Annotated in this window: 25 protein-coding genes; 10 read left to right on the top strand and 15 right to left on the bottom strand. The window is 73.0% G+C overall.

Features of this window, described 5'->3' with window-relative positions; all coding sequences use genetic code 11:
* Positions 1-8 precede the first annotated feature (8 nt).
* Both DC008_RS02470 and DC008_RS02475 read right to left on the bottom strand, forming a co-directional pair.
* On the bottom strand, positions 9-953 hold the full coding sequence (locus tag DC008_RS02470) for a lysylphosphatidylglycerol synthase domain-containing protein (RefSeq protein WP_108705487.1): 945 nt from the start codon (positions 951-953) through the stop codon (positions 9-11).
* A complete protein-coding gene (locus tag DC008_RS02475; protein ID WP_108705488.1) occupies positions 950-2446 on the bottom strand; it encodes a hypothetical protein in 1497 nt (498 codons plus the stop codon). The genes DC008_RS02470 and DC008_RS02475 overlap by 4 nt, the downstream gene beginning before the upstream one ends.
* A 216-nt stretch (positions 2447-2662) precedes the next feature.
* Between DC008_RS02475 and DC008_RS02480 the strand changes: the two genes are divergently transcribed.
* The 4 genes from DC008_RS02480 (at position 2663) to DC008_RS02495 (ending at position 6799) form a co-directional block, all read left to right on the top strand.
* On the top strand, positions 2663-3310 hold the full coding sequence (locus DC008_RS02480) for a nucleoside/nucleotide kinase family protein (protein WP_108705489.1): 648 nt from the start codon (positions 2663-2665) through the stop codon (positions 3308-3310).
* Between the two features lie 74 nt (positions 3311-3384).
* Positions 3385-5052, top strand: coding sequence for a phospholipid carrier-dependent glycosyltransferase (locus DC008_RS02485; protein WP_108710534.1), 1668 nt, complete (start codon positions 3385-3387; stop codon positions 5050-5052).
* A 55-nt stretch (positions 5053-5107) separates the two neighbouring features.
* Entirely contained in the window at positions 5108-6049 is a 942-nt protein-coding gene (locus tag DC008_RS02490) for a MurR/RpiR family transcriptional regulator (RefSeq protein ID WP_108705490.1), read from the top strand.
* Between the two features lie 375 nt (positions 6050-6424).
* Positions 6425-6799: a hypothetical protein gene (locus DC008_RS02495; protein WP_164492250.1), complete on the top strand. Its 375-nt coding sequence runs from the start codon at positions 6425-6427 to the stop codon at positions 6797-6799.
* A 3-nt stretch (positions 6800-6802) separates the two neighbouring features.
* On the opposite strand, the gene DC008_RS36320 is transcribed toward DC008_RS02495, so the two are convergent.
* The gene (locus DC008_RS36320) at positions 6803-7555 is read right to left on the bottom strand and encodes a cellulose binding domain-containing protein (protein WP_108705491.1); all 753 of its coding nucleotides are present in this window, start codon (positions 7553-7555) and stop codon (positions 6803-6805) included.
* Between the two features lie 89 nt (positions 7556-7644).
* Positions 7645-8478: an ATP-grasp domain-containing protein gene (locus tag DC008_RS02505; protein ID WP_108705492.1), complete on the bottom strand. Its 834-nt coding sequence runs from the start codon at positions 8476-8478 to the stop codon at positions 7645-7647.
* Positions 8479-8671: 193 nt separating this feature from the next.
* Here DC008_RS02505 and DC008_RS02510 point away from each other — a divergent pair, with 193 nt between their 5' ends.
* The gene (locus DC008_RS02510; protein WP_108705493.1) at positions 8672-9310 is read left to right on the top strand and encodes an ATP-dependent Clp protease proteolytic subunit; all 639 of its coding nucleotides are present in this window, start codon (positions 8672-8674) and stop codon (positions 9308-9310) included.
* A 2-nt stretch (positions 9311-9312) separates the two neighbouring features.
* The gene (locus DC008_RS02515) at positions 9313-9915 is read left to right on the top strand and encodes a ClpP family protease (protein WP_055619743.1); all 603 of its coding nucleotides are present in this window, start codon (positions 9313-9315) and stop codon (positions 9913-9915) included.
* Positions 9916-9932: 17 nt separating this feature from the next.
* Here DC008_RS02515 and DC008_RS35855 read toward each other — a convergent pair whose 3' ends face one another.
* The 3 genes from DC008_RS35855 to DC008_RS02530 form a co-directional block, all read right to left on the bottom strand.
* Complete coding sequence (locus DC008_RS35855; protein WP_108705494.1) at positions 9933-10421, bottom strand: helix-turn-helix domain-containing protein; 489 nt, start codon at positions 10419-10421, stop codon at positions 9933-9935.
* A gap of 78 nt (positions 10422-10499) precedes the next feature.
* Complete coding sequence (locus tag DC008_RS02525; RefSeq protein WP_055619741.1) at positions 10500-10955, bottom strand: ATP-binding protein; 456 nt, start codon at positions 10953-10955, stop codon at positions 10500-10502.
* 98 nt (positions 10956-11053) lie between these two features.
* The gene (locus DC008_RS02530) at positions 11054-12217 is read right to left on the bottom strand and encodes a DUF6777 domain-containing protein (protein ID WP_208645802.1); all 1164 of its coding nucleotides are present in this window, start codon (positions 12215-12217) and stop codon (positions 11054-11056) included.
* A 236-nt stretch (positions 12218-12453) separates the two neighbouring features.
* On the opposite strand from DC008_RS02530, the gene DC008_RS02535 reads away from it, so the two are divergent.
* Positions 12454-13752 carry a streptophobe family protein gene (locus DC008_RS02535; RefSeq protein WP_108705496.1) on the top strand — a complete coding sequence of 433 codons (1299 nt, stop codon included), beginning with the start codon at positions 12454-12456 and terminating at the stop codon, positions 13750-13752.
* Between the two features lie 18 nt (positions 13753-13770).
* Here DC008_RS02535 and DC008_RS02540 read toward each other — a convergent pair whose 3' ends face one another.
* From DC008_RS02540 to DC008_RS02555, 4 genes are all read right to left on the bottom strand, one after another.
* Positions 13771-14817, bottom strand: a complete 1047-nt coding sequence (locus DC008_RS02540; RefSeq protein ID WP_108705497.1) for a serine/threonine-protein kinase — start codon at positions 14815-14817, stop codon at positions 13771-13773.
* A complete protein-coding gene (locus DC008_RS02545) occupies positions 14807-15352 on the bottom strand; it encodes a hypothetical protein (protein WP_108705498.1) in 546 nt (181 codons plus the stop codon). The genes DC008_RS02540 and DC008_RS02545 overlap by 11 nt, the downstream gene beginning before the upstream one ends.
* A gap of 7 nt (positions 15353-15359) precedes the next feature.
* On the bottom strand, positions 15360-17705 hold the full coding sequence (locus DC008_RS02550; protein ID WP_108705499.1) for an ABC transporter ATP-binding protein/permease: 2346 nt from the start codon (positions 17703-17705) through the stop codon (positions 15360-15362).
* 67 nt (positions 17706-17772) lie between these two features.
* Positions 17773-18183, bottom strand: coding sequence for a hypothetical protein (locus DC008_RS02555; RefSeq protein ID WP_108705500.1), 411 nt, complete (start codon positions 18181-18183; stop codon positions 17773-17775).
* Positions 18184-18503: 320 nt separating this feature from the next.
* Here DC008_RS02555 and DC008_RS02560 point away from each other — a divergent pair, with 320 nt between their 5' ends.
* A complete protein-coding gene (locus DC008_RS02560) occupies positions 18504-18791 on the top strand; it encodes a DUF1905 domain-containing protein (protein ID WP_108705501.1) in 288 nt (95 codons plus the stop codon).
* 18 nt (positions 18792-18809) lie between these two features.
* On the opposite strand, the gene mgrA is transcribed toward DC008_RS02560, so the two are convergent.
* Positions 18810-19802, bottom strand: coding sequence for an L-glyceraldehyde 3-phosphate reductase (mgrA, locus tag DC008_RS02565; protein ID WP_108705502.1), 993 nt, complete (start codon positions 19800-19802; stop codon positions 18810-18812).
* A 140-nt stretch (positions 19803-19942) separates the two neighbouring features.
* Between mgrA and DC008_RS02570 the strand changes: the two genes are divergently transcribed.
* On the top strand, positions 19943-20830 hold the full coding sequence (locus DC008_RS02570) for a LysR family transcriptional regulator (RefSeq protein WP_108705503.1): 888 nt from the start codon (positions 19943-19945) through the stop codon (positions 20828-20830).
* Positions 20831-20855: 25 nt separating this feature from the next.
* Entirely contained in the window at positions 20856-21365 is a 510-nt protein-coding gene (locus DC008_RS02575) for a mycothiol transferase (protein WP_108705504.1), read from the top strand.
* Here the strand turns inward: DC008_RS02575 and DC008_RS02580 are convergent.
* From DC008_RS02580 to DC008_RS02590, 3 genes are all read right to left on the bottom strand, one after another.
* Positions 21353-22417, bottom strand: a complete 1065-nt coding sequence (locus DC008_RS02580) for an adenosine deaminase (RefSeq protein ID WP_108705505.1) — start codon at positions 22415-22417, stop codon at positions 21353-21355. The genes DC008_RS02575 and DC008_RS02580 overlap by 13 nt on opposite strands.
* A 48-nt stretch (positions 22418-22465) precedes the next feature.
* Complete coding sequence (locus DC008_RS02585; protein WP_108705506.1) at positions 22466-22858, bottom strand: VOC family protein; 393 nt, start codon at positions 22856-22858, stop codon at positions 22466-22468.
* A 206-nt stretch (positions 22859-23064) separates the two neighbouring features.
* Entirely contained in the window at positions 23065-23973 is a 909-nt protein-coding gene (locus DC008_RS02590) for an aldo/keto reductase (protein ID WP_164492251.1), read from the bottom strand.
* Between the last annotated feature and the right edge of the window lie 6 nt (positions 23974-23979).

Consider the following 23979-nt stretch of genomic DNA (forward strand, 5'->3'; position numbering starts at 1 on the left):
CCCGGGGCTCACAGCGTGCGGCGCCGGACCAGCAGGGCGAGGACCAGCAGGCCCGGCAGAAGCGGCAGCCACACCGTCAGCAGCCGGTAGCCGAGGACGGCGGAGGCGGCCGTGGCCGCCGGTGTCCCGGCGGTCGTGAGGGCGTAGGCGAGCACGGCGTCCAGGGAGCCGAGGCCGCCGGGCGTCGGCAGCAGCGCGGCCGCCCCGCTCGCCGCGAGGTACAGCAGGGCCAGCCGGGCCGGGCCGAGCGTCAGCCCGACCGCGTGGGCCACGGCGCTCAACGCGGCGCAGTGCAGCAGGACGTACGCCAGCGAGCCGCCCCACAGGGCCGCCGCCCGCGCCGGCCGGGCGTGCACGGCGACGCAGTGGCCGCGCAGCGCGGTCAGGACGGCGCGGCCCCGGGACCGTACGGTGTCGCTGAGCAGCAGGACACAGAGCGCCACGGCACACAGGGCGGCCGGCACTCCCCCGCCCGCGCGCGGCAGCCGCAGCACGCCCGGGAGGGCGAGGACGAGTGCGGCGATCAGGGCCGCCCGGACGACCACCCCGGCGGTGCCCTTCACGGCGAGCGCGGTGGCGGCGCGGGTGAGCGGCAGGCCGGCCCGTACGAGGTGGCGCAGGTTCACCGCGCCGGAGCCGAGTCCGGCGGGCAGCACATGACCGGCGGCGGACGCGGCGAACTGCGCGGCCACCAGGGCCGTGGGCGGCAGCCGGCGCAGCACGGCGCCCTGCTGGGCGAGCGCCGCGCACGGCCAGGTCGCCAGGGTGGCCGCGGCGGCGACCAGCAGCCAGCCCCGGTCGGCGGCGGTGAGCCGGACGGCACCGGTGTGCAGCACCGGCCAGTGGCGCCGGGCCAGCCAGGCCACGGCGACGAGGACGGCGAGGGTGAGGGCGGTGTGCGCGTAGGCGTGGGCGCGCCGGGGGGCGGGGGTGAGGGCCGGGTCCGGCGTCATCCAGGTCCGCCCGCGCCCGGGAGCGGGGCGACGCGGACGTCCAGGCGGGGCAGGCGGTGCAGGTCCCAGGTCCGGGCGTAGCCGGGGCCCTCGCCGTGGCGGGGACTGAGGGCGGCGACGGGGTCGCGGCGGGCGGTGTCGAGGATCGCGGCCTCGGTGGTGTCGGCGTTGTGGCCGCTGACCGCGCCGGAGGCGCAGCCGGTGTAGAACGCGATGGGGATCGAGTCGCGCCCGGTGAGCAGGCAGGGCGGGCGGACACCGAGCCGGTGGAGTTCGGTGGCCGAGCGGGCCCAGTCGATCCGGGCGCGGGTGGTGCGGTCCACGGTGGCGGTCAGGACGGAGAACTGCACGCTCAGGTGGCCGGCGAGCGCCAGCGCGATCAGGGCGAGGGCCACCGGGCGCCTCCGCCCGTCCCTGCCGACGGCCAGGTGGAACAGGGCGTCGGCGACGGGGATCGCGAGCAGCGCGTAGGCGGGAAGCAGGAAACGGGGGGCCGCGTAGCCGATGAGGAACAGGTAGGGGACGGCGGCCGTGGTGGCACAGGCCAGCGGGAGCAGGGTGCGCCGGGTGCGCCCGGAGCGGACGGCGACCAGGAGGCCGTACCCGGCGAGCAGCGGGAGTGTCAGCCACCAGAGGTAGATGCCGGGGTCGGGGAGTTCGCCGTTGCAGGGCCGGCACAGGGCGTATCCCATGAGGCTGCGCATCTGGTCGTCGACGGCGATGTTCCAGCCCAGGTCGCCCTGGATGCGGGAGGCCTCGTTGAGCCGTTCGCGCAGTCCGCCGAAGGCGAGGAACGCCTCGACGACCCACTCGACGCCCCCGGCGGCCAGGCCTCCGGCGAGCGCGCCACCGAGCCGCCAGAGCCGCCGGACGAGCACGAGGACAAGAAGGGGCAACGTCACCCACACGGCGTCCGTGGGCCGCATCCAGGCCATCAGCGCGGCGCCTGCGACGATCCCCCACAGGGCGGCTGTGTCGAAGCGGTCGGCGCGGGCCCGCAGGAAGCAGCCGACGCAGATCAGGGCGCCGAACGCGACCCAGAGGTTGGGCATGGCCTGCGGACCGTAGAACAGGGTGATCCACAGGGTGGCGAGGAAGGCTCCGGCGCCGGCCAGCACCCGGGCCGGGAACAGCCCGCGCCACACCCGCAGGGCGACGTAGAGGCCGAGGCCGGACAGGACGGCGAGATAGACGCGCAGCAGGATCGTGGACGACGACCAGGAGGCGACGGGCCACACCAGCAGGGAGACCCCGCGCGAGCGGGGAGCGCTGAAGAAGGCGGCGGGCCGGTCGGCGGAGACCTGGCTGACGTAGACGATCTCGTCCCAGCCCAGGCCCATCGCAGGCCCTACGAGGAGGAGTTGCGCGACGGTGAAGGCGCCGGCCACGGCCGCGAGCAGGAGGTCCCCGCGCAGGCGCCGGGGCGCTCCCGTCCCGCTCGGTTCGTCGCGCCGTCCCGTGCTGACGAGCATGGGCTTGGTGCCGTGCGCCATCGATCACCCCTCACCCCCGCGTCGCGGGTCCTCCGGGCTCCGCGGCCCGGCGAGAGGCCCGGGGAGCCGAAAAGATCATAAACACTGATAAACTAACTCGAACCGGACTCAGATGGGGGGCGGGTTCGGCCAGGTGCCGCACGGCCCGCGTGTTCGCCCCGGTCAGCGGCCCCCGCCGGGGTGGCCCGCCGTCACCCGGATGCCAGACTCTGCTGTGTGGCACCGACCTTCACCGAACTCCTGGACCGCGCCCGCTCCCTGGCCGACGGCGGCGGCCGCGCCGTCCTGGGTATCGCCGGCAGCCCCGGCGCGGGCAAGACGACCCTGGCCGAGACCCTGGTGCGGGAGCTGAACGGCACGGGCGACCCATGGGTCGCGCATGTGCCGATGGACGGCTTCCATCTCGCCGACGCCGAACTGGAACGGCTCGGCCGCCGCGACCGCAAGGGCGCCCCGGACACCTTCGACGCGGCCGGGTACGCGGCACTCCTGCGGCGGCTGCGCGAGGAGCCCGGCGACGACATCGTCTACGCACCCGGCTTCGAACGGGAGCTGGAGCAGCCGATCGCCGGCACGGTGCCGGTGGAGCCGGCGGCCCGGCTGGTGGTCACCGAGGGGAACTACCTCCTGCTGGACACGGGCGCCTGGGCGCGGGTGCGGGCGCAGCTGGACGAGGTGTGGTTCTGCGAACTGGACGAGGAGGAGCGGCTGCGGCGGCTGATCGCCCGTCATGAGCGGTTCGGCAAGACGCACGAGGAGGCGGTGGCCTGGGTGATGCGCTCGGACCAGCGCAACGCCGAGCTGGTCGCGGCGACCCGGGACCGGGCCGACCTGACGGTCCCCGCGACCGCGCTCCCCGCGTGACACCGGGACGGCGTGAACCCCGGGCAGCCGTGGACCGTACCCGCGGGCACGGACCCGGCGGCACCCCGGAGCGGATGATGGCACTCGAACCGAACCCGGTCGCGTCCACGGGGACGCCCCCCGTCCCCCGTGCAAGGCCCGCCGCACGGCGATGGCTGACGCCCCTGCTGGTGGCGCTGTTGCTCGGGCAGATGGCCGTGGCCATGGTGACGACGGCGGTGCGGCAGACGCCGACGATCGACGAACCCGTGTACGTGGGGACGGCCGCCGAGTATCTGCACGAGCACCGGGTGGTCCACAACCCCGAGCATCCGCCGCTCGGCAAGCTCGTCATCGCGGTGGGAGTGGCGCTCGCCGACCCCCGGGTGGACCCCGGATTCACCGGCGACCAGGGCGAGTTGGGGCGGCACCTGCTGTACGAGTCGGGCAACGACCCGTGGCGGGTCATGCTGTTCGCGCGGCTCCCCGTGATCGCCCTGACACTTGCCTTCGGCTGGGTGGTGTTCGCCTTCGCCCGTGAACTGGCGGGCACGGGCGCGGGGTTGGCGGCTCTCGCGCTGTACGCCTTCTCCCCCGATCTGATCGCCCACGGTTCCCTCGCCACGCTCGACGTGCCGGCGGCCGGATTCGTGCTGACGTCGGCGTGGCTGGTGTGGCGGGCACGCGGGCGGCCTCGCCGGTACGTCCCCCTGGCCGGGGTGGCGCTCGGGGCGGCCCTGGCGACGAAGATGAGCACGCTCCCGGCCGTGCCCGTCCTGCTGGCGCTCACCGCGCTGTCGGTGTGGTCCGCGCGGGTGCCGTCGTCGTCCCGGCGCCGCGCGCTGGGCCGGGCGGTCACGGGCGCCGGAGTCGTGGCCCTGGTCGCGGTCGCCGTCGTCTGGCTGGCGTACCTGGTGGTCGATCCCCGGCTGCGCTGGGACCCGGAGCAGCCGGTGCCGGTCGTGCACGGGCTGCGCGGACTGGCGGTGGACCTGCTGCCGTTCCCGGAGTCCTACCGGGACGGTATGCGTGTGCAGTTCGCCTTCGAGAACCACCCCTGGCAGGGCTTCCTGTTCGGCCGGCTCTACACGGGGGCGCTCTGGTACTACCTGCCCGCCGCGCTCCTCGTGAAGACGCCGCTCGGCATGCTGGCGCTGTGGGCGGCGGGTGTGGTGGCGGTGCTCGCGGTACGGCGGCTGCGGCCGGTGGCGCCGTATCTGCTGGCACCTTCCGCCGTGCTGCTGGCCGCGGCGATGCTCGGGGCGCGCAACTTCGGTACGCGGTATGCCCTGTTCCTGCCGATGTTCCTGGCGGTGGCGGCGGGGTGCTCATTCGTCGTACGACGGCGGTGGATCACGGCCGGGGTGGTGGCGCTGGCGGCCTTCGTCGCGGTCAGTTCACTGCGGACGTTCCCCTACTATCTTCCGTACTCCAACGAGGCGTTCGGCGGTCCGGAGCGGACCCGGCTTCGGCTGCACGACTCGAACGTGGACTGGGGCCAGGACCTGGGCCGGCTGGCCGACCGGCTGCGCGAGCGGTATCCGGGCGAGCGGGTCTGGCTCGTCTACAAGGGCAGCGGGGTGCCGTCGTACTACGGCATCCGGGCCCGAGATCCGCGCCAGGTGCCTCCGGACGAGGTGCGCGGGCTGCTCGTCGTGTCGGACTCCGCGGCGGCCAAGGCGACCGGACGGCTGGCCCGGCTGATCGCCGGCAGTCGCCCCGTCGATACCATCGGGCATTCGATCACTCTGTACCGGCGGTGAGCGGGCGCCCGTTCGATCCCTGGTCACCACGGTGTGTGGGCTATGTTGAAGCACTGTGGAAGACAAAGGAGGCGCGCCTTCGCCCTCGCCCCAGCAGGCGCGCGCGCAGGCGTCCGCGATCACCTCGGGAAAGACCGCTCCGGAAGCGGAGGCTTCCCCGACTTCCCAGCTCTGGACCCTGTTCGACCAGCCCAGGCTGTCGCCGGGGCAGCGCCGCATCGCCCAGTATCTGATCGAGCACCTCACGGAGGCGGCGTTCCTGTCGATCACCGATCTCGCGGAGCGGGTCGGGGTCAGCCAGCCCTCGGTGACGCGGTTCGCGGCGGCGGTGGGCTTCAGCGGCTATCCGGCGCTGCGGGAGAAGCTGCAGTCGATCGCCCTGGGGACGTTCGCGGGCGGCCCCTCGGAGGAGAACGGCGCCAATGAGCTGCAGTCCGCCGTGGACGCCGAGATCGAGAACCTGGAGAACCTGCGCCGGGACTTCGTCGACCCCGACAAGGTCATCGACGCCGGCCGCAAGCTGTCGCGGTCCACACCGCTGACCATTCTCGGGCTGCGTATCTCGGCCTCCCTCGCGGAGTACTTCGCCTACGCGGCCCGCCGTATCCACCCCGACGTACGCCTGGTCACCCGGGGTGGCAGCGTCGCCTACGACGCCCTGCTCCAGTCGCGGGAGGCCGGGGGCACCTGGGTGCTGGCGTTCTCGATGCCCCGGCACGCCCAGGAGACGCTCACGGCCGTGCAGGTGGCGCGCAGCGCCGGCCTGAAGATCGCCCTCGTCACCGATCTCGCGCTCGGCCCGATCGCCGACGCCGCCGACGTCGTCTTCGCCACCGGCACCGGCTCCCGCCTGGTCTTCGACTCGTACGCGGCCCCCGGAGTGATGGCGGCCGCGCTGCTCCAGGCGATGACCGACGCCGACCCGGAGCGCACCCAGGGGCGCCTGGAGGAGTACGAGCACATCTCCGACCAGCATCAGTTCTTCCTGCGGGACTGACGGGACCGCTCCCACCTCACCTGCCGAACCACGGCACAAGGGCAGCTTTCACTTCAAATCACGCATGAATGTTTTCATACGCCTTGCAAACCAGACGGCATATATAAATACTGCACACGCATCACCCGCCCGACAGAAAGCAGCCGGTCCGCTCATGCGCACGTTCTCCCATCCGTCGTGCGCATGCCGGCTGTCGTATCGGGCTCCACAACGAGCAGTCCGGGCCGCCGTCTCCTACCCGCGTCGGCGCACGGGCTGTTCGGTCGGGCACCGCGTGCGCGGCTGCCCGGTGGCGGCGGCCCCGGTCATCCCCTAGGCCGGGGCCGCGCCGAAAACCCGTCGGACACCCCGGACGACGCCGCACACCCGGAAGCGATGATCATGCCCCTGACGACGACGCGTATCAGCCCGGACTGGCCGTGCCAGGTCAAGACCCCCGGCTCCTACGACTGGGAACGCTCCGCGGCCAAGTGGCTGCGCGACCTCGTGCCGGCCCGCTACGCCAGCTACCCCGCGCTGATCCGTCACCCCGTCCTGCTGGCCCGGCACGCGCAGATCCAGGTGCAGCACGAGATCCGGGTCGCGCGGACCGCGCTGCAGACCGCGCGAGCCGATCTCCCGGCGCTCGGGCTGCCCGAGTCGGTCATCGAGCACACAATCAAGATGTACGCGGCCGAGGTCATGCAGCTGCAGCACATCGCGCGCAGTGTGCGCGCGGTCTCGCAGGCCCTGGTCGAGCGCGGGCGCTGACGGTCAGGACTCGCCGCGTGCCGCGCAGGTGACCTCCGCCGACGGCGAGGCGTCCGACGCGGTCGCCGCGAGGAAGCCGAAGGTGACGCTCGCGCCCGGGGCGAGGCTGCCGTTCCAGTCCGCGTTGGCCACGGTCGCCGAGCCGTCGGCCGCGGTTGACAGGGTGCCGTCCCAGACCTGGGTCAGCCGGGCGCCGTCGGCCGGTACGACCGTCGCCGTCCAGGCCTCGACGGCCGAGGCCGGGGCCCCGGTGACCGTCACCTCCCCCTGGTAGCCGCCCTGCCAGCTGGAGACGGTCCGGAAGGACGCCGTGCAGCCCGCGCCGGCGCCGGGCGCGTCCCCTCCCGGGGCGCCTGCCGCGGGGGCGGAGGGCGTCGCGGAGACGGAGGGCTCCCGGGCCGCCCCGGTGCCGGCGTCGTCGTCGCGCTCCACCAGCAGCAGGGCCCCGCCGAAGCCGAGGACCGCCGCGGCCGTCACGGTCACCGCGAGCGCGGTACGACGGAAGCCCACGCCGTGCGGGGCGGGCGGAGCGGGTGAGGGGCCGCCGCCGTACGGGACGGCCGGGAGCTCCTGGGTCGCGTCCTCCGCGCCGGGTGCCGGCCGGGGCAGGGCCACCGTCTCGTATCCGGCGCCGGTGTCCTCCTCCCACTCGCGGAACAGCTCGGCGAGCGCGTCGGTACGGCGTGGGCGCAGGACGTGGATCGGTTCCAGGGCCGGTCCGTCACCGGACTCCGCGGGGTCGGGCTGGGTGGACACACCGCTCTCCTTCCGTCCCGTCTCGTACGGGCTTCACCAATACCCGGGAAGAGATACGGCGGTGCCGCGCCGCCGGTTCAGGCCACCGCTCAGCCGGAACCGGTGACGAAGCGGCGCAGGGACGCCTTCATCGCGGCGACGAAGGCGTCCCTCCGGGTGTCGTCCACGGCGTCCAGCGACAGATACGGGTTGAGGTCCTCCAGTTCCACCAGCAGCAGGGAGCCGTCCGGGGCGCGGCACGCGTCGACGCGCTGGATGCCGTGCCGGATGGTGTTCCAGTCGACGAAGCGCCGGGCGAACTCCAGGTCGGCGGCGGTCGGTTCGTACGGTTCGAGCTGCCAGCGCCGGTCGGTGTGCGGGGCGTACAGGGCGTACTGGAAGGCGTCGTCGACGAAGTAGAAGGACACCTCGTAGGCGAAGTCGACATGGGGCTGGACGAGGACGGTGCCGTCGGCGGCCTCCGCCGCCTCCTCGCGGGAGACGATCCGCAGCCCGATGGAGTCGGCGCCCAGCCTGGGCTTGACCACATACCGCTCGGCGTCGGGCAGCACGGGCAGGTCCTCGGCCCGGTCCACGGTCGGGACGACCGGGAACCCGGCGGCGGTCAGTTCCAGCAGGTACTGCTTGCCCGCCATGTCGCCCTTGCCGGTGAGCGGGTTGTAGACACGCGTCCCGGCGGCGAGCGCGCGGCGCCGGAAGTCGTCGTGGACGTCCAGGTAGCCGAGGACGGGCCCGCTGTTGCGGACGACGACCGCGTCGAAGGCGCCCATCAGCGCGGCCGCGTCGCGGGGGTGGCACAGCGCCAGGTCGAAGTCCTCGCGCAGCCGGGAGGTGAGGTGGATGTCCTCGTCGCAGTAGCGGCGCCCGCGGGCCGGGTACGCGAGATCGCTGACGTAAAGGATGCGGGGGCGTTCGGCCGGCATACGGGGCTCCTGGGGCTGCGGTGGCAGCCGATCGTAAGCGGAGCCGAACAGGCCGAACAAATGTCGGACAGCGCGGCCCGGGCCCGGGCGCGCTCTGCTCTCGGCCGATCTGCCGCAGGCAGAGAAAGCCGCACCCGGCGCCCGGCGGGGCCGACAGTGGGGACCACGGCAACCCACCATCCGAGGAGGACCGATGACCCCATCCGTCACGTTCGCGCCCCGCGCCGAGGAGGGCGAGACCCCGCCGACCCGGTTCGACGACCAGCTCGCCTCCCAACTGCTCGGCCAGCGGATCGTGTTGCTGGGCACCGAGGTCACCGAGGCGTCCGCCAACCGGGTCTGCGCCCAGCTGCTCCTGCTGTCCGCGGAGGACCCGCGCACCGACATCAGCCTCTACATCAACAGCCCGGGCGGCTCGGTCCACGCGGGATTGGCCATCTACGACACGATGCGGCTGATCCCGAACGACGTCGCGACGCTCGCCATGGGCTTCGCGGCCAGCATGGGCCAGTTCCTGCTGAGCGTCGGCACGGCAGGCAAGCGGTACGCGCTGCCGAACGCGCGGATCATGATGCACCAGCCGTCGGCGGGCATCGGGGGCACCACCGCGGACATCGAGATCCAGGCCGAGAACCTGGAGTTCACGAAGCGGACCATCGAGCGGATCACCGCGGAGCACACGGGCCAGACCCCGGAGACGATCTCCCGGGACGGCGACCGCGACCGCTGGTTCACGGCCGAGCAGGCCAAGGAGTACGGCATGGTGGACCGGGTCCTGGAGTCCCTCGCGGACGTCCGCCCGGCCGCCTCCCGGCGACGGATGGGACTGTGACCATGGCCAACTACACGATTCCGTACGTCACGGAACGCACCGCGAACGGCGAGCGCTCCTCGGACGTGTTCAGCCGGCTGCTGTCGGAGCGGATCATCTTCCTCGGCACCGAGATCGACGACGGCGTCGCCAACGTCGTCATCGCGCAGCTGCTCCATCTGGAGTCGTCGGCACCGGAGAGCGAGATCTCGCTCTACATCAACTCCCCGGGCGGCTCCTACACCTCGCTCATGGCGATCTACGACACCATGACGTACGTCCAGGCGCCCATCTCCACGTTCTGTGTGGGGCAGGCCGCCTCGACGGCGGCCGTGCTGCTGGCCGGGGGCGACCCGGGCCGGCGGTTCGTGCTGGAGCACGCCCGGGTCCTGCTGGGCCAGCCCGCGACCGGGGGCAGCCGGGGCGTGGTGTCCGACCTGGCGCTCCAGGCCCAGGAAATGGTCCGGATCCGCTCGCAGGTGGAGGAGGTGCTGGCGCGCCACACCCACCACGACATCGCGACGCTGCGCGCGGACATGGACCGCGACAAGGTGTTCACCGCGCCGGAGGCCGTCGCGTACGGGCTGGCCGACGAGGTGGTGAGCCGGCGCCTCGTGCGGGTCTGAGGCGCCGGCACACCGGGTCACGCGGCCAGGCACAGCCCGTCGTACGACGAACCCGTCGTCCTGCCGCGGCCGGATCCGGGCACAGGGCGGGAGGTGGCCCGGGTCAGCTGACCGTGCACCCGGGCCAGCAGGTCGCCCAGGCCGAGGCCCAGGGCGTGGGCGGCGGCCGCGAGGACCTCGGAGGAGGCCTCCTTGCGGCCGCGCTCGACCTCGGAGAGGTAGGGCATGGAGATCCGGGCGGCGTCGGCCACGTCCTTGAGGGTGCGCTCCTGGGCGAGGCGTTCACGGCGCAGGACGTCGCCGACGAGGTCGCGCCACAGCGGTTCTCTGGGCGCGGCCGCCGGGGGCCGGGAGGAGGGGGCGGGGGTGCCGGGCACGGTGGACGGCCGGGCGCTCGCGGGGCGTTCGGACGCGGGGCGGGCCGTCCCGGGGCGTACGGCGGCCGGACGGGCGGCCGCTCGGCGCAGGGGGATGACGCGGGCTTCGTTCGGCGCTTGTTCGCTCACCTTCCCAGCCTAGGAGCCGGGGGCGTCAGGGGAAGGTGTCGGCGTTCCGCCCTGGACGAAATGCGGGCGCGGGGGCCGTCACTCGGCGCCGAGGCGCATGACGGCCCGGACGCGCTTGCCGACCGGGACACGCTCGACGACGACCTCGGCGGCCAGCGCGTGGACGATCTCCAGGCCGTGCCGGCCGATGCGCTCGGGGTCCTTGGGGAAGCGGCGGGGCAGCGCGGAGCTGCTGTCGTACACGCAGACGGACACCGAGTCGTCGGTGCCCTCGAGGTCCAGGATGTACGGGCCGTTGCTGTGCCGGTCGGCGTTGGTGACCAGCTCGCTGACCACGAGGAGCACCTTCTCCTCGGCGGGCTGCCCGATCGTGGCGCACCACTCGGTCCTGAGCCGGTCGAGGAACCGCGCCGCGAAGGTCCGGGCCTCGGCGATGCAGCCCGGGTCCCCGCTGAAGTGCGCCGCCCGCCTCAGCGGTTCCACGGGCACGTCGAAACCAGTCGGAATCACTGCCCCGTCCACGTGGTCGATCATGCGTTTCTCTCTCGGAAGCCGGCACCGCCGGACGCTACTGCACCAGTCCTCGTACCCAGTGCGGCGCCGTGCAGTCCCTGTCCGTGACGCGCTTTACGTCACAGCGACGAGGACGCCGTATCCGGGCCCGTGGAGGCGGAGCCCGTGGTGGTCGTCGTACCGCCGTCCGGGGGCGGCTGCGAGGTGGTGGTCCCCGGCTCGGGCTCGGTGGTCGTCGGCTCGGACGTCTCGGTCTCCGGTGTCGACGTCCCCGGTGTGGAGGTGCCGGGGGTCTTCGGCGTCTCCGTGCCCGGTGAGGTCGGCGGGGACACGCTCACCGACGGGGAGGGCTTCGCCGGGCGCTCGGTCTTCTTGTCCTTGTCGACGTCGTCGCCGGGCTTGCGGGCGATCCACTCGTCGTGCTCGTCGTCGTAGATGACGAACTCGTCGACGGGTTCCTTCGCGGGCATCACCATGACGACCTCGGAGGAGCGGAAGCCGGGCCAGGAGTCCCCGGTGTGGCGGACCGTGCCCTTCTGCGGGACCGGCGGGGTCAGCGGGTTGCCGCAGGCGCACCGCGCCCGGGGCACGCCCTTGTCGTCGACGAGGACGGCGGTGCCGGCCTGGAGGACGGCCTGGTAGCTGGTGGCGACGCCGTCCTTGTAGCCGTGGTTGGTGACGCGGGTGTCCAGACGCAGCTGCACGGGCGTCAGGGAGCGCAGATAGTCGGGCACACGGGACGGTTCGACATGGGCGACGGAGGCGAACGCCTTGTTCTTGTCGGGGTCGTCCCGGAGGAAGCGGATCTGCTTCTCGACGTCGCAGCTGGCCACGTCACGGGTGCCGCCGTAGAGGCCGGCGGCGCCGCCGTCGACTCCGCGCACGGCGTTCGACGGTGCGGACTCGGTGGCCGCGGACGGGGTGGCGCGCTCGGTGGTGCTGTCCTTCGCCGTGGACTCGGTGAAGGGGTCGGGGCCCTCCTTGTCGGCGGCCTGGAGGAAGACCTCGCCGTCGGCGGCGGCGGTGTCGCTCGAGCCGCCGCCGCCCCGGGAGAGCACCACGGCGACGACGACGGCGGCCACGACGACGGCGGTGATGACCGCGATCCGGGGCACGGACCGCCACCACGGCTGGGGGCCGGGGCCGCCCGGCGTACCGCCGCCACCGCCGCCGCCTCCGGACGGGGGCTGGGAGGGAGGTCCCGAGGGTGGCTCGGAGGGACCCGACAGGGGGCCCGAAGGCGGTCCTGTGGGGCGGCCGGACGACGGAGGGTCGACGCTCACGAGGCCTTCTTCCCGACGCGGGCTCCCGCGGGGCACCGGCGGCGCATCGCCCGCGCGGTCCCGCGACGACGGAGCACGCAGTGCCGCTCTTGTCGCAGTTCCTACGTTCAGCTGTACTTAGCCTGTTTCGCAGTCCTTCGTTCCCATTCTGTGCTCCGGCTCGGCAGGGCTCGCAAGCGGACGCGGACGGCTCTCCCGGCGGGCGCGGCACCGGGGTGCTGCTTAGCGTGGGCAGGGTGAGCACGCAGAGTCCCTCCCGTCCGGTCGTCGCCGCCCACGGCTGGGTGCAGGCCCTCCTCGTGGTGCTGGCGACGGCCGTCGCGATGGGGGTGGTCGCCGCCCTGGGACTGTGGGCGGCCGGGGCGGCGGATCTGCCGGAAGGCGCCTTCCCCCGGGTCGTCGCCGCGACGGTCGTGACGGCGGTCGGCGGCACCGTCGAACTCACCGGCAGCGCCGGAGGTCTGGCCGAGTCGGACGCCGAGCTGACGGTGATCCCGCTGTCCGTGACGGTCACCGGCGCCCTGGTGCTGGCGGCCGGGTTCCTGCGGCCGCTGCGGCACCGGGCGGTCGCGGGCGCCGGGGAACTGGCGGGCTGGGCGGGCCGGATCGCCGTCCTGTGGGTGCTCGCGCTGCTGGCGCTGTCGTTCGGGGCACGCCAGACCTTCACTCTCTCGCTGAGCGACCTCGGCGAGGACGCACTCGGCGATCTGGGGGACCTGTTCGGCATCGAACCGAAGGTCGGCTTCACGACCGACGTGGGGCTGACCGTCGTCTTCGGCACGCTCTGGCTGCTGGGAGTGCTGGCGCTGGCGCTGCTGGTCGCGCGTGGCGCCCCGCTGCCGGCCGGACTGCTGCGCTTCCAGGAGTCGGTGCGCCCGGCCGCGTACGCCATGGTGGTGCTGCTCCTCGCGTACGTCGCCCTGGGCTTTGTGATCGGTCTGGTGGTGGCCGCGACACGGGGCCATGTGGCGGAGACGTTCGCGGTGCTGCTGCTCGGGCTGCCGAACCTGGTGTGGCTAGCGCTGACCATCGGGCTCGGCGCGACCTGGAACGGCAGGGTGGAGGGGCCGTTCGGGCTGCCCATGCCGCATGTCCTCGACGAGGTGCTGCGCGGTCAGGACGTGTCGGAGGTCAACCTGCGCACGCTCGCCGAGCAGGACGGCCGGGTGTGGTGGCTGCTCGTCGTCGACGCGGTGCTGCTGCTGGCCGCCGCCGTCGTGATGGCCCGGCGTTCACCCGCCCGGGTGCGGCCCTGGCAGCACGCGGTGCACATGGCGGTCGCGCTGGCGCTCACGGTGCTGATGATCTGCCTGGTCGGCCGGATCTCCGCACGCTACGGCCTCTCCGTCCTCGGCATCGGCGACCTGGGCGGCGGCCTGTCCGGCGAGCTCTTCCTGAGACCTCAGATCTGGACCGCGCTGGGCCTGGCCCTGCTGTGGGGGCTGGTCATGGGCTTCCTCGGCGGGTTGCTGGCCGTCCGGCTGCGGCATCGCGGTGAGGTGCCGGCGGCGTCGGGCGGCGCGGCCGGGCGCTGAGCACGCCGACCGTACGGCTCAGCGGCGGTACACGGGGTGTGCCCATGCCGGGGGCTCCGGTGGCGGGGCCATCGGGCGTCCGGCGCCGGTGGCGTCCCGGAGGCCGGGGTGGTGCTGCGGCGCCGGGGTCTCGCGTGGATGGGCGACGTCCACGTCCACCCGGGTCGGCGGGTGGGCCGCCCGGCTGCCACCGGCCACCGCCGCGCGCAGTTCGGCGACGAAGGCGAGGCAGGAGTCCTGGCGGTCGTCGGGGCTCTTGGCCAGCGCCGAGGCGAACACGGCGTCCACGGCCGGGTCGAGGTCGGGGCGTGCCTCGGTCAGCGGGGGCGGCTCGTCGTACTGGTGCGCCCACAGCAGGGCCATGTCGTCGTCGCGCTGGAAGGGCGGCCGCGTGGCCAGGCACTCGTAGACCACGCCGGCGAACCCGTAGACGTCGCAGCGCGCGTCCACCGGCTTGCCGGAGATCTGCTCGGGGGCGACGTAGTCGAGGGTGCCGACGAACTGGCCCACGGTCGTGAAGCCGGTGAGGGACAGCGACTTCTTCGTCAGCCCGAAGTCGGTGAGGTAGGCGTGCTCGGGGTGGTCGCTGTCGGTGCCGCGCGCCACGAGGATGTTGCCGGGTTTGACGTCCCGGTGGACGAGGCCGTTCTCGTGGGCCGCGTCGAGGGCGGACGCCACCTGGGCGGCGATCCGCAGGGCCGTCGGGGGCGGCAACGGCCCCTGCTGGTCCAGCAGGTGGCGCAGATCGCTGCCGGCGACGTACCGCATGGCGATGTACAGCACGCCGTCCGTCTCGCCCGCCTCGAAGACCGGCACGATGTGCGGGTGGTCGATCGCGGCGGCCGCGCGGGACTCATGGGTGAAGCGGCGCCGGAAGGTGTCGTTGCGGGCGAGTTCGGGGGCCAGCAGTTTCAGTGCGACGGTGCGCTCCAGGCGCAGGTCCCGGGCCCGGTAGACCACGGCCATCCCGCCGCGGCCGATCTCGCGCTCGATGCGGTAGCCGGCGACCTGCCGTCCGATCAGCTCGGAGGGCCGTCCCGAGAACAGGCTGGTCTCACGGGCCATCGGGCGTCACGACCTGGGTCGGGGCGTGCCCGGGCTCGGCCCGTGCGTGGGGCGTGTCGTCCGGGGCGTACGTGCTCATCCTGGCGCCGTCCGCGTACACCCACCGCTCGTGCTCGGTGTCGTACAGCCACACGGACTCGCCGTCGACGACGATGCCGACGCGGACGCCGTGGGTGCGGGCGTGGAAGCCCTCGCCGTCCAGGCCGCCGGCGGCCAGTTCCTCGACGGCGGCGCGGTAGCCGGCGAGCGCCCGTTCGACGCGGGCGAGCAGGGGGCGCGGATCGGCGGTACGGGCGAGCGGGCCGGTGCCCGCGGTGGGCGGGTCCTGCGGCACGGCGACCAGACAGCGGGCGTCGACCCAGGCGGACCAGCCGTTGGCGCACAGCACATGCCCCCAGTCGCCGCGGCGTTCGACGAGCTGGACCGGCAGCAGCGCGTCGAGGGCCACGGTGGGCCGTTCGGGGTCCGGGGTCTCCCAGGCGGACAGGCCGTGCCGGGGGACGACGTGGGTGGGGCGGAAGCCGGGTGTTGCCATCGGGCGCCTACTTCCGCATCACGACGGGTTCGCGCCGGCGCAGCAGCCGGGAGACGAGGAAGCCGAAGATCAGCGAGAGCACCACCAGCATGCCGATGTTGAACAGCCAGATCCCCGCCGAATGTTCGAACAGCGGGTCGCCGGTGAGGTCGCCCGGCACGATCCGGGACAGCTCGACGGTGCCGGCCATGGCGCCGAGCGCCCAGCGCGAGGGCACCAGCCAGGACAGCTGTTCCAGACCGGGCACGCCGTGCAGTTGGAGCAGCGCGCCGCAGAAGACGACCTGGACGATGGCGAGCAGCACCAGCAGCGGCATCGTCACCTCCTCCTTGCGCACCAGGGCGGAGACGACGAGTCCGAGCATCATCGCGGTGAACGCGAGCAGGGCGACGGCGATGATGATCTCCACGAGGGGAGGCAGCAGCACGCCTTCGCCACGCGGCGCGTTGAGGTCGACGCCGAGCAGGGCGACCAGGGTGAGGACGACGGCCTGGAGCACGGTGATCGTCCCGAGGACCACCACCTTGGACATCAGGTACGCCGATCTGGACAGGCCGACGGCCCGTTCCCGCTGGTAGATGACGCGTTCCTTGACGAGTTCGCGCACGGCGTTCGCCGCGCCGGTCAGGACGCCGCCGACGCACAGGATGAGCAGCGCGTTCATCGCCGTCTCCTGGGTCAGTCTGCTGCCGGCGAGGGCGCGGGCCATGACCCCCATCACGAACGGCAGGGCGATCATGATGATGAGGAAGGTGCGGTCGGCGCTGAGCGCGGCGGCGTAGCGGCGGATCAGGGTGCGCAGCTGGGCGCCGCGGCTGCGGGGTCTGGGCGGCGGGGTGATGACGACGGGGTCGGCGCGGTCCTGCCGGGGCTGCCCGGTGGCGTCGGTGATGTACCGGCGGTGCTGGGGGGAGACGCGGTAGTCGCCGGCCCAGTCCCGGTCCCGGTCGCGTTCGAACGCCTCGAAGGCCTCCGGCCAGTGGTCGAACCCGAAGTAGTCCAGGGCCTCGTCGGGCGGTCCGTAGTAGGCGATGCGTCCGCCGGGGGCGAGGACGAGGAGCCGGTCGCAGACGTCGAGGCTGAGCACGCTGTGGGTGACGACGATGACGGTGCGGCCGTCGTCGGCGAGGCCGCGCAGCATGTGCATCACGGAGCGGTCCATGCCGGGGTCGAGTCCGGAGGTCGGCTCGTCGAGGAACAGCAGCGACGGCTTGGTCAGCAGTTCCAGGGCGACGCTGACGCGTTTGCGCTGGCCGCCGGAGAGGCTGTGCACGGGCTGCCCGGCGCGCTGCTCCAGGCCGAGTTCGTGGATGACCTCGTCGACCCGGGCCCGGCGTTCGGCCTTGGCGGTGTCCTGCGGGAAGCGGAGTTCGGCGGCGTACGACAGGGCGCTGCGGACGGTGAGCTGGCCGTGCAGGATGTCGTCCTGCGGGACGAGGCCGATGCGCTGCCGCAGCTCGGCGTAGTCGTGGTAGAGGTCGCGGCCGTCGTAGAGGACGGTGCCGTGGTCGGCGGGGCGCTGTCCGGTGAGGGCGTTGAGGAGGGTGGACTTGCCGGCGCCGCTCGGGCCGACGACGGCGAGCAGGCACTTCTCCCCCACCGGGAAGGAGACGTGGTCGAGCAGGGTCTTGCGGCCGTGGTCGACGGCGACGGCGAGGTCCTGCACCTCCAGGGACACCTCACCGGTGTCGACGTACTCCTGGAGCTGGTCGCCGACCAGGCAGAACGCGGAGTGGCCGATGCCGACGATGTCGCCCTCGGCGATGGGGGAGGTGGTGACCGGAGTGCCGTTCAGATAGGTGCCGTTGTGGCTGCCCAGGTCGGTGATCTCGTAGGTCCCGTCGGGCAGGGCGCGCAGCTCGGCGTGGTGGCGGGAGACGATCAGGTCGTCGACGACGAGGTCGTTGTCGGCGGCGCGGCCGACGCGGATGGTCCGGGTGGGCAGCGGCCGGACGTTGGTGGGCTGCCGGAAGGTGCCGGTGCGGCTGGGCATGGACACGGCCGAGGGGCGCTCGGGCGTGGCGGCCGGGGCGGGGCGGTCGAGCAGGACGGCCCGGGGTCCGTCGGCGGGGTTGCCGAAGCGGATGACGGTGCCGGGGCCGACGTCGCGGTGGTCGACGCGGTGCCCGTCGGTGTAGGTGCCGTTGGTGCTGTTCTCGTCGTCGAGGGTCCAGTGGCCGTCCTCGGGGCGCAGCACGGCGTGGTGCCAGGAGACCCGGGCGTCGTCGATGACGACGTCGCTGAGTGGGTCGCGTCCCACGTGGTAGTCCCGGCCCGGGGTCATCACGGTGGAGCCCGCCTCGGTCTCCAGGACCAGTACGGGCGCAGTCGGTGCGATCGAACGCTCCGCCATGCCAGGATTCTATCGATCTGTCCCGGTCTGCGCCTGGTCGTCGCGGGCCGGGGACGTCGGCGAGAGGTCAGCCGACGGGCACGATCAGGGCGGGGACGGTGCGCTGCATCCGGAGGGCGTCCACCGACTCGGCGAGCAGTTCGTACTCGGTGGTGTCGTCGCTCACGGCGATCCGCACCAGCCTGCCCGCCGCCAACTCGTCGGCGATCAGCTCCTGCCGGTCCAGGTCACCGCACCAGGAGCGCAGTACGGCGGGGACGTCGGGCACGGTGTCGGCGACCGGGACGAGCGCACCGGGAGGGATGTGCTCGGACTCCGGCCGCGGGTCTAATCGCTCCGCCATCCAGGACGCCCGGTCGCGCAGCCACCAAAGGGCCAGGGCGAGGGTGGGGGCCCGGTAGGTCCCGAGCGGTACACCGATCCGCCGCCCGTCGCAGACGCCGTACGCGGTCACATGGCAAAGGAACTCGTCGTGCACGTAGCCTCCCCCGTGGTGCCGTGGTCGCCTGTCGGCGGACCTCGCTTTCCCGTGCGGCCCGTGAGCGGTGTGTGAGCGCGCCGTCGCCCCATGTGAAGCACCCTCGCTGTCGAGTATGTTCACTACTGAAACACTGTCACCATGACTTTCCGGCCAGTCTCCTGGCATATTCACGGCGGCTTCTGGCCGAAACGAGACGGAGACCTGGTCACCCCCCGGCGGGGGCCCGGGCGATGACTTCCGCACGGCGTGACGGTCTGTCTCTGCGAAGGCGGGAGGACCGCCCCGGTCGAGGAGACCGCCACGCCCCGGAGGACGCCATGAGCACGCACACAGACCTGGACGCCGAGTTCACCGCCGTCCTGCGCAAGAGCCCCGCCGAAGGGGGCTGGACCTATGTGGTCTGGCCGCGGTCCGCCGCGTTCTTCGGCACCCGTGGACTGGTCAAGGTCCGCGGTACCGTCGACGGGCACCCGTTCCGCAGTTCGTTCATGGCGCTCGGGGACGGCACCCACAAGCTCCCCGTCAAGGCCGGGGTGCGCAAGGCCATCGGCAAGGAGGAGGGAGACACGGTCACCGTCCGCCTCATCGAGCGGATCGGCGCCTGAGCCTCCCTCCCGTGCGGGTCAGCCCTTGATCGCCGCGTCGATCCGGGCCAGCTCCTCGGCGTCGAAGTCGAGGTTGCGCGTCGCGGCGACGCTGTCCTCGATCTGGCGGGCACTGCTCGCGCCGACCAGCGCCGACGTCACCCGGCCGCCGCGCAGCACCCAGGCCAGGGCCAGCTGCGCCAGCGTCTGCCCGCGGGACGCGGCGATCTCGTTCAGCGCACGCAGCCGGCCGACGAGGTCCTCGGTGACGGCGTCCGAGTTCAGGAACGGGCTGTCGCTCGCCGCCCGCGAATCCTCGGGGATGCCGTCGAGGTAGCGGCCGGTCAGCAGGCCCTGCTCCAGCGGGGAGTAGACGATCGAGCCGACGTGGAGCTCGTCGAGCGCTTCCAGCACGCCCTCGTCCTCGGGGCGCCGGTCGAGCATCGAGTAGCGCGGCTGATGGATGAGGAGCGGGGTGCCCAGCTCGCCCAGGATGCGGGCGGCCTCACGGGTCTGCTCGGCCGAGTAGTTCGAGACGCCGACGTACAGCGCCTTGCCCTGCTGCACCGCCGAGTGCAGGGCGCCCATCGTCTCCTCCAGCGGAGTCTCCGGGTCGGGGCGGTGCGAGTAGAAGATGTCGACGTAGTCCAGGCCCATCCGGCTCAGGCTCTGGTCGAGCGAGGAGAGCAGGTACTTGCGCGAGCCCCACTCGCCGTACGGGCCGGGCCACATCAGATAGCCGGCCTTGGTCGAGATGATCAGCTCGTCCCGGTAGGGGGCGAGGTCGGCCTCGAGGGCGTCGCCGAACGCCGACTCGGCGGCGCCGGGCGGCGGGCCGTAGTTGTTGGCGAGGTCGAAGTGGGTGACACCCAGGTCGAAGGCGCGGCGCAGGATGGCGCGCTGGGTCTCGGCGGGGCGGTCGGGCCCGAAGTTGTGCCAGAGGCCGAGCGACAGCGCGGGGAGTTTGAGGCCGCTGCGTCCGGTGCGCCGGTAGGGCATGTCCGCGTAGCGGTCGGGGTGTGCGGTGTACAACGCGACTCCAGAGGGGTGGGCACACGGGGAGGCGGCCCCGGTGTGAGCCGCCGTTCCGGTCGGCGTCCATGCTGTCGCGACCTGCGGGCAGTGGTCCAACAGGTAAATCAGATGGGATTCAGCGGCTAGGCTGCTCAATCATGGAACTGCGCCATCTCCAGCACTTCGTGGCGGTCGCCGAGGACCAGCATTTCACCCGAGCGGCCGAACGCCTCATGGTGTCCCAGTCCGGCCTCTCGGCCTCCATCCGGGCCCTGGAGCGGGAGCTGCAGACGCCGCTGTTCGTGCGGACGACCCGCCGGGTGACGCTCACCCCGGCCGGGCGGGCCCTGCTGTGCGAGGCCGAGCGCATCCTGGCCCAGGTGCGGGCCGCGCACGAGGCGGTGGCCGCGGTGCAAGGTGTGCTGCGCGGGATGCTGGCACTCGGCTCCGAGCAGTGCATCGCCGGTGTCCATGTGGCGGGGCTGCTCGCGGCCTTCCGGCGGGAGCACCCGGACGTGGAGATCTGCCTGCGGCAGGCGGGCTCCGGCGCGCTCGCGGAGGAGGTCGCGGCCGGGCGCCTCGACCTCGCCTTCGCCGTACGGACCGCGCAGGAGGAGACCGACCAGCTGCGAACCGTGCCGCTGACCAGCGAGCCCATGACCGTGCTGTGCCATCCGAGCCATCCGCTCGCCCTGACCGGCGCCGCCGTCACCCCCGAGGACCTCGGCGGGGAGGTGTTCGTCGACTTCCACCCGGACTGGGGTCCGCGCCGGGCCACCGACACCGTGTTCGCCGCCGCCGGGGTGCGCCGGACGGTCGCCCTGGAGGTCAACGACGTCCACGGGCTGCTCGACCTGGTCGACGAGAACCTGGGGATCGCCGTCGTGCCACGTCACTTCCGGCACAAGCGCCCGTCGCTGACCGCCCTGCCGGTGAAGGGCGCGGGCGACACCGTGTACCAGACGGTCGCCCTGCTGCCGCCGGAGCAGGCCACGAGTCCGGCCGCGCGGGCGCTCATGGGACTGCTCCAGACCGAGGGCGCCTGACGGGGACATGCGCGATGGTGGACCCATGCATGCGAAGGACATCCTCATCGAGGGCTACGGCCGTATCCGCGAAGAGGTCCACGCGGCCGTCGAGGGCCTCGGCCCCGACCGGCTGAGCGCCCGCCCCTCCCCCGACGCCAATTCCATCGCCTGGCTGATCTGGCATCTCACCCGGATCCAGGACGATCACATCGCCGACGCCTTCGGGCTCGAACAGGTGTGGCTGGCACAGGACTGGCACCGTACGTTCGCGCTCGACCTGCCGCGCCACGACACCGGCTACGGACACACCTCCGCGAAGGTCGCCAAGGTCCAGGTGTCCTCGGGCGACCTGCTGACCGGTTACTACGACGCCGTGCACGAGCAGTCCCTGGGCGTGCTGCGGACGGTGGCCGCCAAGGATCTGGAGCGCGTCGTCGACGAGCACTGGGACCCGCCGGTCACCCTGGGCGTCCGGCTGGTCAGCGTCCTGTCCGACGATCTCCAGCACGTCGGACAGGCCGCCTACGTCCGCGGGCTCCTTCAGAGCGCGTAGCCCGGGAGCACGACGTCCTCCAGGAGGGCCTTGCGCTCGTCGAACGGGATGAACGCGCTCTTGACGGCGTTCACGGTGACCGTGCGCAGGTCATCGACCGTCCAGCCGGCCTCCTCGACCAGGAGCGTCATCTCGCGGGTCATCGTCGTGCCGGAGACGAGCCGGTTGTCGGTGTTGAGGGTGACCCGGAAGCCGAGGTCCTTGAGCGCGGTGATCGGGTGCTCGGCGATCGAGGTGGCCGCGCCGGTCTGGAGGTTGGAGGTGGGGCACATCTCCAGCGCGACACGGCGGTCCCGCACCCATCCGGCGAGCCGGCCGAGCTTGCCGTCGACGATGTCCTCGGTGATCCGCACACCGTGGCCGATGCGCTGGGCGCCGCACACCTGCACGGCCTGGTGGATGCTCGGAAGGCCGTGCGCCTCGCCGGCGTGGATGGTGAAGGGCACGCTCTCGCGGCGCAGGTGCTGGAACGCGTCGAGGTGGTCGGCGGCCGGGAAGCCGTCCTCGGCCCCGGCGATGTCGAAGCCGACGACGCCGGAGTCCCGGAAGGCGACGGCCAGGTCGGCGGCCTCGCGCACCCGGTCGAACATCCGCATGCCGCACAGCAGCGTGCCCACCCGCACCGGGGTGCCGGCCGCGGCGGCCTTCGCCATACCGGCGGCCAGGCCCTCCTGGACGGTCTCCACGACCTCGGCCATGGTCAGCTCGCCCCGGGTGTTCAGCTCGGGGGCGTAGCGGACCTCGCCGTAGACGACGCCGTCGGCGGCGAGGTCGAGGACGTACTCCTCGGCGGTCCGCAGCAGGCCCTCGCGGGTCTGCATCACGGCGAGGGTGTGCTCGAAGGTCGCTATGTAGCGGACCAGGTCGCCGGAGTTCGCGGCCTCGAAGTACCAGGCGGCGAGCTCGTCCGGATCGGTGGTGGGCAGGGTGTGCCCGATCTCCGCCGCGAGCTCCACCACGGTGGCGGGGCGCAGTCCGCCGTCGAGGTGGTCGTGCAGGACGGCCTTGGGAAGGCGGCGGATCACAGCGGCGTCTACGCGCGTAGCGGTCATGGTGCGGTCTCTCTGGGTCGGGCGGGGTACGACGGAGGTACGGGCGGGTCAGCCGGCGGGCTGGAGCAGGTCCCAGCGGTTGCCGTACAGGTCCTGGAAGACGGCGACGGAACCGTAGGGCTCGTGCCGGGGTTCCTCCAGGAAGGTGACGCCCGCCGCGAGCATCCGGGCGTGGTCGCGGGCGAAGTCGTCGGTGTGCAGGAAGAAGCCGACCCGTCCGCCGGTCTGGTCGCCGACGCGCGCCCGCTGCCCGTCACCCTTGGCGCGGGCCAGGAGCAGTCCGGTGCCGGCACCGGGGCCGACCGGCGCCACGACGACCCAGCGCGAGCCGTCGGGCCGCGGCGCGTCCTCGACGAGCCGGAAACCGAGGGCGTCGGTGTAGAAGCGGATCGCCTCGTCGTAGTCGTCGACGACGAGGGTGACCAGGGCGAGGTGCGGCATCGGGGCCTTCCGGGACGGGTGGTTAGCGGGAGAGGTTATACGTAAAACTTGGGGGACGCCAGTCTTGGGGGACGGCATGCCGACGGGCGTGTGACGAGGGGCCCGGAGCGGGCGCCGAGCAGAGAGGCGGGAACGCCCGGAAGCGGCGCACCCGCCGACGACGGACCACCGGAGCACCCCTCTCCCGGGCGGGGGCGGCACGAGTCTCAACTCCCTTGCTCTCGCACCGCGTTCAGTCGCCCCAGCTCCTCCCCTGTCAGGCGCACCGCGCCCGCGGCCACGTTCTGCCGCAGATGGTCGGGGTTGCCGGTGCCGGGGATGGCGAGGACGTGGGGGCCCCTGCTCAGGGTCCACGCGATGCGGATCTGGGCCGGGGTGACGCCGTGCGCCCGGGCGAGGGCGCGGACGTCCTCGTCGTGCGCGTCGGTCGCGCCGCGCTCCCCCACCTCCCCGGCCACCGCGTAGAACGGCACGAACGCGATGTCCGACTCGGCGCACAGGCGCAGCAGTTCGTCGGCGTCCGGGTCGGGGCGGTCGAGGGCGTAGCGGTTCTGGACGGCGACCACGGGCGCGATGGCGCGTGCCTCGGCCAGGTGGCGCGGCTGGACGGAGGAGATGCCGAGGTGGCGGACGAGGCCGGCCTCGCGCAGTTCGGCCAGGGCGCCGAAGTGCTCGGCGATGGAGTCCTGCCGCATCCGGCGCAGATACACGAGGTCCAGGTGGTCGCGGCCGAGTTGGCGGAGGTTCTCCTCGACGTGGCCGCGCAGCTGGTCGGGGCGGGCGGCGGTGCCCCACTCGCCGTCGTAGTCGCGGTGGGGGCCGACCTTCGTGGCGATGACGAGGTCGTCGGGGTACGGCGCCAGCGCGCTGTTGATGAGTTCGTTGGCGGAGCGCAGGGCGGAGAAGTAGAAGGCGGCCGTGTCGATGTGGTTCACGCCGAGTCCGACCGCGGTGCGCAGGACGTCGAGGGAGCGTTCCCTGCGGCTGGGGACGCCGTGATGGAAGGCGGCGCTGCCCGTCAGCCGCATCGCGCCGAGGCCGAGGCGGTTGACGGGCAGGTCGTCGCCGAGGTTCCAGGTGCCCGAGGCGTGCGCGGTGATCGTTTCCGTCGTCATCGGCGG

It is taken from the genome of Streptomyces nigra, from assembly GCF_003074055.1.
Lineage (GTDB): Bacteria > Actinomycetota > Actinomycetes > Streptomycetales > Streptomycetaceae > Streptomyces > Streptomyces nigra.

Excerpts from the sequence above, each read along its gene's own strand:
- DC008_RS02570 (WP_108705503.1), top strand. The coding sequence starts at position 19,943 with ATGGAACTGCGCCATCTCCAGCACTTCGTGGCGGTCGCCGAGGACCAG.
- DC008_RS02550 (WP_108705499.1), bottom strand. The coding sequence starts at position 17,705 with ATGGCGGAGCGTTCGATCGCACCGACTGCGCCCGTACTGGTCCTGGAG.
- DC008_RS02590 (WP_164492251.1), bottom strand. The coding sequence starts at position 23,973 with ATGACGACGGAAACGATCACCGCGCACGCCTCGGGCACCTGGAACCTC.
- DC008_RS02545 (WP_108705498.1), bottom strand. The coding sequence starts at position 15,352 with ATGGCAACACCCGGCTTCCGCCCCACCCACGTCGTCCCCCGGCACGGC.
- DC008_RS02525 (WP_055619741.1), bottom strand. The coding sequence starts at position 10,955 with ATGATCGACCACGTGGACGGGGCAGTGATTCCGACTGGTTTCGACGTG.
- DC008_RS02515 (WP_055619743.1), top strand. The coding sequence starts at position 9,313 with ATGGCCAACTACACGATTCCGTACGTCACGGAACGCACCGCGAACGGC.
- DC008_RS02575 (WP_108705504.1), top strand. The coding sequence starts at position 20,856 with ATGCATGCGAAGGACATCCTCATCGAGGGCTACGGCCGTATCCGCGAA.
- DC008_RS02470 (WP_108705487.1), bottom strand. The coding sequence starts at position 953 with ATGACGCCGGACCCGGCCCTCACCCCCGCCCCCCGGCGCGCCCACGCC.
- DC008_RS02560 (WP_108705501.1), top strand. The coding sequence starts at position 18,504 with ATGAGCACGCACACAGACCTGGACGCCGAGTTCACCGCCGTCCTGCGC.
- DC008_RS02510 (WP_108705493.1), top strand. The coding sequence starts at position 8,672 with ATGACCCCATCCGTCACGTTCGCGCCCCGCGCCGAGGAGGGCGAGACC.
- DC008_RS02475 (WP_108705488.1), bottom strand. The coding sequence starts at position 2,446 with ATGGCGCACGGCACCAAGCCCATGCTCGTCAGCACGGGACGGCGCGAC.
- DC008_RS02485 (WP_108710534.1), top strand. The coding sequence starts at position 3,385 with ATGATGGCACTCGAACCGAACCCGGTCGCGTCCACGGGGACGCCCCCC.
- DC008_RS02580 (WP_108705505.1), bottom strand. The coding sequence starts at position 22,417 with ATGACCGCTACGCGCGTAGACGCCGCTGTGATCCGCCGCCTTCCCAAG.
- DC008_RS02505 (WP_108705492.1), bottom strand. The coding sequence starts at position 8,478 with ATGCCGGCCGAACGCCCCCGCATCCTTTACGTCAGCGATCTCGCGTAC.
- DC008_RS02495 (WP_164492250.1), top strand. The coding sequence starts at position 6,425 with ATGATCATGCCCCTGACGACGACGCGTATCAGCCCGGACTGGCCGTGC.
- DC008_RS02585 (WP_108705506.1), bottom strand. The coding sequence starts at position 22,858 with ATGCCGCACCTCGCCCTGGTCACCCTCGTCGTCGACGACTACGACGAG.
- DC008_RS02540 (WP_108705497.1), bottom strand. The coding sequence starts at position 14,817 with ATGGCCCGTGAGACCAGCCTGTTCTCGGGACGGCCCTCCGAGCTGATC.